This window comes from Listeria monocytogenes (assembly GCF_013282665.1).
GTDB lineage: Bacteria > Bacillota > Bacilli > Lactobacillales > Listeriaceae > Listeria > Listeria monocytogenes_C.
The window spans coordinates 833,531-845,754 of sequence record NZ_CP054041.1; the positions used below are offsets into that span (position 1 = coordinate 833,531).

General features: G+C 35.6%; 13 protein-coding genes. 3 read left to right on the plus strand and 10 right to left on the minus strand.

Translation table 11 applies throughout. The features are described from left to right. Window positions 1–188 precede the first annotated feature (188 nt). From hpf to degU, 5 genes are all read right to left on the minus strand, one after another. Entirely contained in the window at window positions 189–746 is a 558-nt protein-coding gene (hpf, locus tag HRK21_RS04230) for a ribosome hibernation-promoting factor, HPF/YfiA family (protein ID WP_069888377.1), read from the minus strand. A 194-nt stretch (window positions 747–940) separates the two neighbouring features. Further along, window positions 941–1,597, minus strand: a complete 657-nt coding sequence (locus HRK21_RS04235; RefSeq protein ID WP_070006532.1) for a ComF family protein — start codon at window positions 1,595–1,597, stop codon at window positions 941–943. Continuing rightward, window positions 1,590–2,909 carry an ATP-dependent helicase ComFA gene (locus HRK21_RS04240; protein ID WP_069888375.1) on the minus strand — a complete coding sequence of 440 codons (1,320 nt, stop codon included), beginning with the start codon at window positions 2,907–2,909 and terminating at the stop codon, window positions 1,590–1,592. Before HRK21_RS04240 ends, HRK21_RS04235 begins: the two co-directional genes overlap by 8 nt. A gap of 196 nt (window positions 2,910–3,105) precedes the next feature. After that, window positions 3,106–3,957: a DegV family protein gene (fakB, locus tag HRK21_RS04245; RefSeq protein WP_003739768.1), complete on the minus strand. Its 852-nt coding sequence runs from the start codon at window positions 3,955–3,957 to the stop codon at window positions 3,106–3,108. A gap of 20 nt (window positions 3,958–3,977) precedes the next feature. Beyond that, window positions 3,978–4,664: a two-component system response regulator DegU gene (degU, locus tag HRK21_RS04250; protein ID WP_003722647.1), complete on the minus strand. Its 687-nt coding sequence runs from the start codon at window positions 4,662–4,664 to the stop codon at window positions 3,978–3,980. 384 nt (window positions 4,665–5,048) lie between these two features. Here degU and HRK21_RS04255 point away from each other — a divergent pair, with 384 nt between their 5' ends. The 3 genes from HRK21_RS04255 to HRK21_RS04265 all read left to right on the plus strand — a co-directional run bounded on the left by HRK21_RS04255 (window position 5,049) and on the right by HRK21_RS04265 (window position 7,465). Beyond that, on the plus strand, window positions 5,049–5,684 hold the full coding sequence (locus tag HRK21_RS04255; protein ID WP_070006533.1) for a YigZ family protein: 636 nt from the start codon (window positions 5,049–5,051) through the stop codon (window positions 5,682–5,684). A gap of 1 nt (window position 5,685) precedes the next feature. After that, a complete protein-coding gene (locus tag HRK21_RS04260; protein ID WP_003739770.1) occupies window positions 5,686–6,231 on the plus strand; it encodes a GNAT family N-acetyltransferase in 546 nt (181 codons plus the stop codon). Window positions 6,232–6,406: 175 nt separating this feature from the next. Then, entirely contained in the window at window positions 6,407–7,465 is a 1,059-nt protein-coding gene (locus tag HRK21_RS04265) for an LCP family protein (protein WP_003739771.1), read from the plus strand. 38 nt (window positions 7,466–7,503) lie between these two features. Here the strand turns inward: HRK21_RS04265 and HRK21_RS04270 are convergent, their stop codons facing one another. The 5 genes from HRK21_RS04270 to HRK21_RS04290 all read right to left on the minus strand — a co-directional run bounded on the left by HRK21_RS04270 (window position 7,504) and on the right by HRK21_RS04290 (window position 12,128). Further along, on the minus strand, window positions 7,504–8,556 hold the full coding sequence (locus HRK21_RS04270; RefSeq protein ID WP_031695307.1) for a glycosyltransferase family 4 protein: 1,053 nt from the start codon (window positions 8,554–8,556) through the stop codon (window positions 7,504–7,506). A 7-nt stretch (window positions 8,557–8,563) separates the two neighbouring features. Further along, complete coding sequence (gene menC / locus HRK21_RS04275) at window positions 8,564–9,688, minus strand: o-succinylbenzoate synthase (protein WP_003739773.1); 1,125 nt, start codon at window positions 9,686–9,688, stop codon at window positions 8,564–8,566. Beyond that, window positions 9,689–10,423, minus strand: coding sequence for a WecB/TagA/CpsF family glycosyltransferase (locus HRK21_RS04280; RefSeq protein WP_070006534.1), 735 nt, complete (start codon window positions 10,421–10,423; stop codon window positions 9,689–9,691). A 127-nt stretch (window positions 10,424–10,550) separates the two neighbouring features. Beyond that, on the minus strand, window positions 10,551–11,372 hold the full coding sequence (locus HRK21_RS04285) for a LysM peptidoglycan-binding domain-containing protein (RefSeq protein ID WP_070006535.1): 822 nt from the start codon (window positions 11,370–11,372) through the stop codon (window positions 10,551–10,553). 390 nt (window positions 11,373–11,762) lie between these two features. Next, on the minus strand, window positions 11,763–12,128 hold the full coding sequence (locus tag HRK21_RS04290; RefSeq protein ID WP_070006536.1) for a single-stranded DNA-binding protein: 366 nt from the start codon (window positions 12,126–12,128) through the stop codon (window positions 11,763–11,765). Window positions 12,129–12,224: the final 96 nt, after the last annotated feature.

The following is a 12,224-nucleotide window of genomic DNA, read 5'->3' on the forward strand; positions in this document are numbered from 1 at the left end:
ATCTATAATAAATTTCAGGAATTATCTCCACTTAAATATACAAACTAATTCTATCACTTATTAACTAAAATATACAACTGGTTATCTCTTTTTAATCAATAAAATTATCAAAAACGCCATAAATCCTTCATCTTAAAGCAAAAAAATGGAGACCAAGATTGGCCCCCATCTGTAATTATTAATTTAAATTAATTTGTTTCAATCAAACCATATTTACCGTCTTTACGAGAATAAACAATATTGGTACCGTTTGTTTCCGCATCAGTGTATACGTAAAAACTATGACCCAGCAAATTCATTTGTAAAACAGCTTCTTCACTATCCATTGGTTTCAATGAAAATTGTTTTGTTCTTACAATTTCAAGATCACTTTCATTTTCTTCTGGTGGTGTGCTGCCGTTAACATCTGAATAAGCAAAATAATCTCTTTCTGCACCTTTATCGCGGAACTTGCGGTTTACTTTTGTTTTATGTTTGCGAATTTGTCTTTCTAATTTATCCACAATCAAGTCGATGCTAGCATATAAATCTCCACTTGTTTCTTCTGCACGTAGCACAAGATTTGGGAGCGGAATGGTCACTTCAACTTTCGCATTTTTATCGGAATATACTTTTAAATTAACATGAACGTTAGCGTCTGGAGTTTCTGTAAAATATCGTTCTAATTTATCGATTTTCTTTTCAACATAATCTCGAATCGGTTCTGTTACTTCAATATTTTCACCACGAATGTTGTACTTAAGCATAGCAATTCCTCCTTTGAAATAAAACAAAATAACGATAAAGAAGAGTATTCTTCTTACCCTTAGTCTACGTGAAAACGATGTGTTTTGCAAACATTTGCACAAAGAGCTAAGAAGCTTACATTCAGTTATCTTTATTTAGTATTTTATTCCACTAATCCCGCTTCCGCAAACCTTTTTTAGAAGATAAATATCAGCTATCTGAATATCGTTAGCGCGCTCACCTTGTTCGCTCCGGATTCTTTTAATATTTGCGCTGCCCGGTTAAGTGTACTCCCTGTGGTATAGATATCATCAAATAGAATGACCTCTGTTAACTCGCAATCTCTTTCACCTGAAAAGTAAAATGCTTGTTCTGATGCCAATCGTTCTTTTTTTGTTTTTTTAGATTGCTTTTCTGTATGCTTTTTGGCTAAAAGTTCTTCGTAGATGATGCCGGATTGTTTTAACATCGCAGTTGTTTGATTAAAACCACGTTCTAATTTCCGTGTTTCGCTTACTGGAATTGGTACAATTTTCTCCTTTTTATCTGCTAAAAAGTCGCTTAAGTCCTTTTTGAAAATGGCACCTATTTCGTAATCCCCTTGAAATTTAAACTTCTTCATATACTCTTTGGCAAAATCATTATAGCGATATATAGATATATTGCTATCTAAAAAATGAGTTCTATTTTCACAGTCTTCACAAATACTATCCGAGGATTCTTTACTACATATTGTACAAAGTGGTTCTATTAATTTTTCAAAACCTGCTAAACATTCATCGCAACAAATGGATGCTTGCTTGAATAACCAATTTATCTCCCAACTTGCACCTTGCTTAATAGGCTGAAAACAAAGTAAACAATTAATCATCTAGCATTCCTTCTATCACTCCTTGTTGGTTCATTTTTTGTATATGTGCGATGGCTCGCTTCATTTCTATCGTTTTTCCGTAATGAAAAAAACAAACATCTCCGGTTGGATGAGATAATTTCCTACCTGCCCTTCCTGAGATTTGAACTAAAGCTGCTTCCGTAAAAATGCGTCCTTCACTTCCAAATACCGCTACTTGCACGTCCGTAAAAGTAACGCCTCTTTCTAATATCGTTGTTGTTAATAATAGTTTAATTTTCCCTTCTCGTAGCCAGCCCACCTTCTCTTTACGTAACTCATCAGCTGAATGTACTGTCACTGGGCGATCATGACCTTTAATTTCCAATGCTTCCGCAAATTTATTCATAACGTCAATTTCTGGAAAGAAAATTAATGCTGGCTGATTTTTCTGTTCTACATCATTCATCCACTGAATAAGTTTGGGAGTTATCTCGCCCTTAGCTAGCTTCTTTTTCCAAGGGCCAATCCAGCATGTTCTTGGTACAGGCAGTTTCTTTCGGTGATATCGTCCAGGAATTTTCACGAAACTACGTTTGCCTTCTATACATTCTTCTTGCCACTTTTTCTCTGGTGTAGCTGTGATTATTATAGTGGAACCTTCTTTTGTTCTGGCTTTCATAACCGCATACTCTAAAAAAGGATCTTTCGCATAAGGGAAAGCATCAACTTCATCTATAAAAATAACTTGAAATGTTTCATAAAAGCGAATAAGCTGATGGGTTGTCGCTATCACAAACTGCTCTCCTTGATAGTTATCTTTTGAATCACCATATAAGCAAATCATCTCTATACTAGGGAAAACTTCTTGCAAACGAGGGTAAAGTTCTAAACAAACATCCACTCTCGGAGAAGCAACACAAATCCTAAAACCTTGCCGTAAAGCCCAATCCATTCCTTCAAACATCATCTCGGTTTTTCCAGAGCCAGCAACTGCCCATAGGAGCATGTCTCTTTTTTCTTTTAAACTAACAACCACGGATTCTGAAGCTTTTTGTTGTCCTTGTGATAAAACTCCTTCCCATCGCAATAATACTCTTTCTGTCGCTTTTAGTAATCTAGCTTGTTGGTAGTAAAGTTTTTGACAACTATTCACGCGGCCCATAACTATACAATTTCTACAATAAATACAATTATCTCTCTTGCATGAAGCACAAGACATCTTGCCAAATAAATGAGCATTGTTATTACCGCATCGAAAGCATTTATTCGTCTCGATTGCCGCTATTTCCCGTAATCCATCTTTACTCTCTATTTCATGCTCTTGATATAATCTTCCGGGGAAAATATCCATCTAACTTCACCTCCCCTTAGTTATACACTTTTTCTTTTTTTAGTGCAGAAACGAAATTCTTATTTTCACCTAATATACACCACTAAAACAAGCATTTCATCTAGGAGAAAATACAGCTTTCCGTCACCTCAAACTACTGAAAAAACAAATTTACCCTATACGAAAAAAATCTCCAGCTAAAAAGCCGGAGATTTCTTTATTTTATCGACCAAGTTAATCCAAGCGCACCTTCACCTAAGTGCGTTCCAATAACAGGTCCAAAGTAACTCAGTTCAAATGTTACTTCTGGGAATTTTGCTTCTAATTGCGCAAGCCATGCCTCACCTTTTTCTGGATCATTACCGTGAATGACATACGCTTTTTCGGCTGTTTTGTTTTGAATCGCTGTTTGAAGAATATCTTCAATTCGTTTCAATGCTTTTTTTTGCGTTCTAACTTTTTCAAATAAGACAATTTGTTTATCGTTGAAATGAAGAATTGGTTTAATTTGAAGCAAGCTGCCAACAAGAGCCTGTGCCCCGTTCAAACGACCACCACGCTGTAAGTTATTTAAATCATCTACCATAAAATAAGCATCTTGCGCCTGTTTTATTTTATCTAATTCTTGGATAATCTGGTCTAGTGGTTCATTTGCCAAAGCCATTTCAGCTGCTTTAACCGCAAACATTCCTTGCGCCATACAAGAAAGCTCTGAATCATAAGCAACTACATTAAGCCCTTCAATTAACTCTCCTGCAGAGGCCGCATTTTGAAAAGTACCACTAATACCACTTGATAAATGAATACTAATTACAGTATCAAACCCTTGTTCTTTCAGCTTTTCAAATAATTGAATGAATTCTCCCGGGGCAGGTTGAGAGGAAGTTGGGAAATTCTCCGCTTCTTTTACTTTTCGGTAAAAATCGGCCGCAGACAGTTCCTCACCTTCACGATAAGATTTCCCATCAATTATTACAGAAAGTGGCACGACATTGATTCGTAGCTGCTCTTTCACTTCATCTGGCAAATAAGTTGTGCTGTCAGTTACCACTGCTATTTTTTCGTTCATATAGTCCCCCTGAGATTTCTTTAGCGAATGTATACCCAGCCGTGCTTGATTGCCGTTACCACTGCTTGAGTCCTATCATTCACTTTCATTTTTTGTAAAATACTACTTACATGGTTTTTCACCGTTTTTTCGCTAATGAAAAGTGTTTCCCCAATTCCTCGGTTACTTTTTCCATCAGTAAGAAGTTGCAATACCTCGCACTCTCTATGTGTTAAGATGTGCAGGGGCATTTTGACTTCTGGTTGTTGATAGCCATATACACCTTGTGAAGTATTAGTGCTTGCTAGATGGCGGTATTCGCGAATCAATTTAATTGCTACACGTGGATGAATATACGCGCCTCCATTATCAACAATTTTAACAGCTTCTACAAGTTCATGAGCGTCCATTTCTTTTAATAAATAACCGACTGCTCCGGCTCTAAGCGCTTCTGTTACGTATTCATCTGTATCATGAATAGTCAAAACGATTACTTTAATACTAGGAAATTGACGTACTAACATTTCTGTTGCGTCTAGTCCATTCACAGTTGGCATATTAATATCCATTAAAACAATATCTGGTTTATATTCGCGAACTTTTGCTACGATATTCTTACCATTTTCAGCTTCCGCTACGACCTCAAAAGAATCTTCCAACTCTAAAATTCGCTTGATACCTTCGCGAAACAACTGATGATCATCTACAATCATGATTTTGAGTGCCATAATGACTACTCCTCCTTCACTTATCTAATTTCACCAAGCCTCTTTGCAATCGAAAACATCATCCTTTTTAAGTAGCAAAACCGCTTAACCTTATAATCCCTACCATAAAATTGGCAAATAAACATTTCTCTTTTAAGTACTATTTACTCAAACTAACCTATTTTCATTACAAACTGTAGCTCAATTATACAGCAAAGTTTTAGAAAATTACTTCTATATGCCTATAAAATGCAATCGAAAACCAGTCTAAAGTAATAGTAGTTTTTATTATAACACGAATTTGCCGTCACTTCACCCACTGCACTTAGAAAAATATCTATACAATCGCTTTGCTTTCGGATAAAATAAAAGCAGGCTGAATGCATCAACTTATGGAGGTTCCTTATGTTGGATCATTATTTAACCATCCATAGTGATGGAAAACATGAAATAATTATTGAAAAATCTCGCTTTATTTGCCATATTAAGCGAGTTACTACAGAAAATGAAGCACAAAGCTTTATTCAAGCAATCAAAAAAGAGCACCGTGATGCTACCCATAATTGTTCTGCCTATATTATAGGAGAAAATGACCAATTTCAAAAAGCACAGGATGACGGAGAGCCGAGTGGCACAGCTGGCGTTCCTATGCTAGAGGTTTTAAAAAAGAAATCTTTAAAAAATGTCGCCGCAGTAGTCACTCGTTATTTCGGAGGAACGAAATTAGGTGCAGGTGGCTTGGTTCGCGCATACGGTAGTGCTGTGAGTGAAACTATTCAAGCCATTGGTATTGTCGAATGCAAATTAGCCACTATCGTTGAATGCTCTTTCGCCTATTCACTTTTAGGGAAAATCGAAAATGCTCTTGAGCAAAAAGAATATCAAATCGACCAAAAGGAGTTCACTGAAAAAGTAGTACTTCATATTTTTGTCGATAACGATGAATTGCAAGATTTCTTCGACTGGATTACTGAGCTTTCGAATGGGCAACTTGAATACAAAGAAGGAACACAAAAATATAGAGAAAAGGATGTCACTTAGCATGTCCACAAACATATTTATCCAATTACCAGATAGCATTTCTACCGAACGAACTGTTTTAAGAAAAACTTCCATTGCAGATGCTACTACATTATTTGATATTTGGTCTGATGATGAGGTAGCTCAGTTTATGAACATCGAAAAATTCTCCACTATTCTTCAAGCGGAAGAAATGATCCAAGCAATCGAAAACGAGCCGAATGCCTGTAGGTACACTATTTTTACAAAGGATGATTCTTTACGTGCCATTGGTTCGCTTGGAATTAATGATATTAATAAGACACACCAGACAATTGAAATCGGCTATGAATTAGCAAAAAGTCATTGGCGCAAAGGGTTTATGTTTGAAATTTTGACAACTTTTTTAACTGCTGTGAAACCGTATCTTCCTTATAAAATGATTACAGCCAAAGTTCTACCAGAAAATACGGCCTCCACCAAGCTACTGAAAAAGCTAGGTTTTGAGCTTATAACAACAGGGCAAGAACTAGATTTACATTCTGGAAAAATTTGCGAAATCAGTAATTATCAAATGCTACTGAAATAGGACAAATATTACATTTTTGAAAGATATCATCTTTTTTGTATTTTTTTTCGAGTAATTTCTGTATAATAACATCAAAGTTTAAAAATTAAAGAAACCGTAAATCGGGCGTAACATTCTTTAGTTCAACAAATGATACAATAAAACTTAGAAAAGTGACTATAAGGAGAATTAATATATGAATAAAGGCACTGATGACAGCCGAAGAAGCAGCAAGAAATACAAACGTAGAAGAAAAATTTTATTCTGGATTCTAATCCCTGTAATGTGTTTAGTACTTGCAGGAGTCGGATACGGCACTTACCTTTTTAGTAAAACAAAACTCGCCGCCGATAACTCTTATGATAATGTAAGAAACGGAAAAGCCTCTACACTTAGAACAAATGACGTTGAACCTATAAAAGATAGTTTCTCTATTTTAATTATTGGTGTTGATACAAGCACTACACGGGCTGCAAATGGTAACCCTCGAAGTGACTCACTAATTTTAGCGACATTTAATGTCAAAGATTCACGCGTAGAGATGACAAGTATCCCTCGTGATTCTTATGTTCATATTGAAGATTCTGCGAAAGAAATTGATAAGTATACTAAAATTAACGCAGCTCATGCCTACGGTGGTCCAGAACTTACAATGAAAACAGTAGAAGAAGAATTTAAGATTCCAATTGATTACTATGTTCGTTTTGACTTCGATGCGTTCCTTAAAATTATTGACGCTTTAGACGGAATTGATGTAGATGTTCCAGTAAACTTCACTGAACAAGATTCTAAAGACAATGCGAATGCAATCACTCTTAAAAAAGGCCCACAACATCTTAACGCAGAGCAAGCTTTAGCACTCGCTCGTACAAGACACATCGATAGTGATATCGAACGTGGAAAACGACAACAATTAATCATTAAATCTATCGTAAGTGAAGCAACATCTGTTTCTTCTGTAAGCAAATATTCTGATATCATTGAAGTTGTTGGAGATAACATGAAAACCAATTTAACTTTCAACCAAATGCTTTCTATCGCAAAATTTGGAATGACTAATAAAATCGATATTAAATCCCTTAACTTAAAAGGTGATAGCAATCCAATGGATGGTATTTATTACTACAAACTAAATGAAAGCTCCGTTCAAAGTATTTCAAATGAATTTGCTGATGAACTTGGAATTAAACAACCATTCCCAGGTGCAACACCATATTCAGACGAAAGTTCTAGCACAGCGAGCAGTTCAAATTAAAACAAAGACCAACAACTAATAATTAGTTGTTGGTCTTTTTATTTTCGTTTTCGATGTATTTTTTGAAGTAAATTTAAGATTGGTCTATAATCTTCGCCAATTAGTCCAATAAATTCCACAATAATTTCAATACTAAAAATTAATAATAACAGTAACAACATCGCTCCCCAAGCAGTGGAGAATGAAAATACAAATCCAGTCATAGAAAATAGTAACGCCATACAATAAATGAGCAGTACTGTTTGCTTTTCTGTAAATCCAAGCGCCATTAACCTATGATGAATATGCGATCTATCCGCAGAAGAAATCGGCATCCGCTCTTTTAATCTTCTTACAATGGCAAAAAAAGTATCTGATAACGGTACACCCAAGATAATAAGTGGTACTAATAACGAGATGAACGTAACATTTTTAAAGCCCATCAGCGATAAGACAGCAATCATATAACCGAGGAATAGCGCCCCCGTATCTCCCATAAAAATACTAGCGGGCGGGAAATTATAAATCAAGAATGCTGCAACTGCTGCTACAAGAATTAGCGCAACTGGAGCAACAAATGCATCTTTCAGAAGTAAGGCCATACCCGCAATAGTCATTAAAGCAATAATAGAAATACCGCCTGCGAGACCGTCTAGACCATCAATTAAGTTTAATGCGTTCACAATTGCTACTATCCAAATAATCGATATTGGAATGGCAAAATAACCAAAGTCCAGTTGCCCGTAAAATGGAACATTTATAAAATTAATAGTAATATCTCCCCAAACAGTTACACAAAGAGCAGCTATAATTTGCCCTAGCATTTTCCATTTTGGCGATAAATCAAAAATATCATCTATAAAACCTGTTGTGATAATAATTAAAGCGCCGAAATAAATTGGTAAGAAACCCGATTTATCAATTGGAGCCAAAAGCATTCCAACTGAAAAACTTATAAAAATAGCTAATCCACCTAAAGTGGCTGTTGCTTTCGTGTGTTTATGTCGTTCGCGCGGTGTGTCAACCGCATTAATCCGGAAAGCGAACTTCCTGATTATCGGCACCATAATGATACCAACTGCAAAGCTAATCAATATACTCCATATTAGCAATATTTTTTCAGCTCCATCCTTTATTTAGCAAAATTCCTTCTGTTGATTTAGTATATTTTCGTAGCACATCTAAATCTAATGCTACACCAATACCTTGACCGGTTGGCACAGTAATTTTTCCTTGATTTAATGTAAATGCTGGTGAAATAATATCTTCATTAAAATAGCGATTCGATGCCGAAATATCTCCCGGAAACGTAAATTCCGCTCTTGCAGCGAGCGCAATATTATGCGCTCTGCCGATACCAGCTTCAAGCATCCCTCCACACCAGACTAGCAAATCATTATCACTACAATACTCCGCTATCTTGAGAGCCTCATACATACCACCAACGCGTGCTAATTTTAAATTAACCGCATGACAGCTTCCAAACAAATGCGCTTGTCTTACATCATCTAACGACCTAATATTCTCATCTAGACAAATACGTGTTGTTAATCTTTCTTGTAGCCAAGCATGCTCCACAAAATCTTTCGTTCCAAATGGCTGCTCAATCATTTCTAAATGAAATTGATCTAATTCTTTTAATAAGAAGAAATCTTCTCTATTATACGCTGAATTCGCATCAGCCATCAAGCTTAGATTAGGAAAATTTTTTCGAACAGATTCTACAAATTGAATATCTTTATTAGGCGCAATTTTTAATTTCACTCTTTCATAACCTTCGTCCACGTATTGACCAACTAACCGGACTAGCGCTTCTGTGTTAGCTTGCAATCCAACGCTTACGCCGACCGCAATGGAATCTTTTTCTGCACCAATCATTTTAGCCAACGAACACATTTCACTTTTTGCAAACACATCCCAAACTGCAAGTTCCACAGCAGCTTTTGCCATCTCATTCCCTTGAATCCAACTAAACATCTGATGAATATCTTCAGGAGCATGAATTTCTTTTTGCGCAAGAAGTGGAAGTAAATGCTGTCTCACAATAGAAATAGCAGTATCTAGCGTCTCTTCTGTGTAATCTGGTAAAGGAAAAGCTTCTAACTCCCCGTAACCACATATACCATCCTCATTCATTAATTCAATAATATAAAAATCCTTACTCTTCAATTCTCCATAACTTGTTTTAAACGGAGCAATGAGTGGTAGCTCTGCATGAATTAGTCTTGCTTCTCGAAAATACATTTACTCACCCTTTTTCAAACGCTTGCGCTCTTTTCTAATGACAAGCATAAATTGAGGTATTGCAAAAAAACGTCTCCATCTAGAGGGGTTAGAAAGAAGTCTATATACCCATTCTACTCTTAATTTTATCCATATTTTCGGAGCGCGCTTTACATTATCTGTTAAAACATCAAAACTGCCACCAACACCAATAAAAATCCCTTTTTCAAAATTAGCAATCTGGGACAAAATCCATTTTTCTTGAGCAGGAGAACCTAGAGCCACAAAAATGACATCTGGTTTCGCTAGGAGTATCTCCTTGGCTATCATTTCACTTTCCAATACATCAAAATAACCATGATGAACCCCGCAAACGACAGCTTGTGGAAATTTTTCGCTTACTTTTGACTCAACAACCTTACTAATTTCTGGTTTTGCGCCTAAAAAATAACAGCGTAATGGCTTATTTAATAAACCAACCATCGTATCATAACCAGTAACTCGTTCTGTTAAAGGCTCCCCCAGCTTTTCCGACGCCATTATAATCCCAATACCATCAGGAACAATATAATCAGCTTGCCGTAAAATTGCTTCGAACTCCTTATCCGTGCGAGCATGCATAACAATTTCCGGATTCGCTGTCACAACAAAACGGCGCTCTCCGTCCTTCGCTAATGTATAAAGTTCCTCCACAAATCCCGCTTGTGTCGTATTATAAAAAGGTATATTTAAAATTGAAATTTCCTGCTTATTCATATGTATCTCCTATAAAACTTTATTATGTATAAGTTTATCATAAAATAAGGATGCTTCCTATTTTTAATGTATAAAAAAAGACTGCAAATAGCATTACGCCATTTACAGTCTTTCGATATGGAACGAATTAATCTAAAATTTGCACTTTAACTTGTTTTACACCCCAGTTATTAACTTCTTGTACTGAGTTTAAATGTACATCAATTTTATTTCCTTTAATCGCACCACCAGTATCAGCAGCAATCGCTTGTCCGTAACCTTCAACATAAACTTTTGAACCTAAAGGAATAACAGATGGGTCAACTGCAATTACGCGTGAATTATCATTTAAATCAATCCCAGTCGCAGTCATATGACTCATTCCAGGTTCAGATTTACTATATGCTGTTGCAGTCACAGTTAACTCTTTTGAAACGTTCCCTTGCACTGATGAAGAACTGTTTGAAGAAGCTTCATTAGAAGAAGTTGATTTTTGAGTTGCTGGAGCTGCTTTCTCTTCTTTCGGTTGCTCTGTTACTTTATCATTAGTTGAATTATTGGCTGTTGCATTATTTTCACTTGCCGCTACTTTATTACCAATAGCTAATTTTTGACCAACTAAAATTAAATCGGAAGAAAGATTATTCCAAGATTTTAATTGATTAACTGTTACACCATTATCAATAGCGATGTGTCCAAGCGTATCTCCTGCAACAACTGTGTATTCAGAATTGTTACTAGTAGTTGCTTTTTTCTCACTACCATTCACTTGCAATGTTTGGTTCGGAAAAATAATGTTAGAACTCAAATTGTTATCTTCTTTCAATTGTTTTATAGAGACATTATTTTCATTTGAGATTTTCCATAGTGAATCACCATCTTGCACTTTATACTCAGCTGCAAAAGCTTGAGTGGAACCAGATCCTGCAATAATTAAACCAGCCGCAATGGCTACTACTGTTTTTTTCATGTAATTATTTCCCTCCTTGATAACTTTCGAGAATAATCGTACCATACGAAACTAGCGGCTTGGTTACTAAAAAATTAAGCATGTATGACACGCTTTCATATAGTATCCGTTTTCCTGCAATATTTGTAAATTACCTTTATTGTCTGATTTCTCATTGCTACTGGTTTTATTTCTAGTAAACTCGTGTTAACACAACTCACTGTGATAGTTTAGGCTCTAATTAAAAGTCTTCTAAATAATTCAGTAAGTGAACTAAAATCGCAAATCAGTTAGAATTGGAAAATTTTTCCATTACAAATTAGAAGCATTAATTTTCCATTTTAGTTGTTATTTAAGCAGGATTCTTTGAAAACTATCGTTAAATACGGCTTTTTATAACAAAATATTACATTATTCATCCTCTTCTTGTGGGATATTAATTACTCTCTCATCTTTATTTCTACTAGATAGATAACGAATCTGGTGAACTAAAACCTCTGTAATGTAGATTTTCTGTTCTTCTTTATTTAGATAATTGCGCGATTGCAGCTCACCAACAACTCCTACTAATTGTCCTTTACTACAGAATTCTGCAGTGGCTTCTGCTCTTTTACCCCAAATCACGCATTGAATAAAATCAGCATCATTATCTACCCGTTTATTTTTACCAAAACGATTTAAAGCAAGTGTTAAGTTCAACACGGCTCTGTCCTCCGTAGTCCACTTCAATTCTGGTTCCTTTGTTAATCTGCCTACTAAAATTACCTGATTAATCATGTAATCGCCTCTTTCTTTTGGTGTATAGCGATTATATTAGATAAAAATTTTATTGTAAAATAGCTAAAACCGCATTTTCACCATAGGTATAGTGTC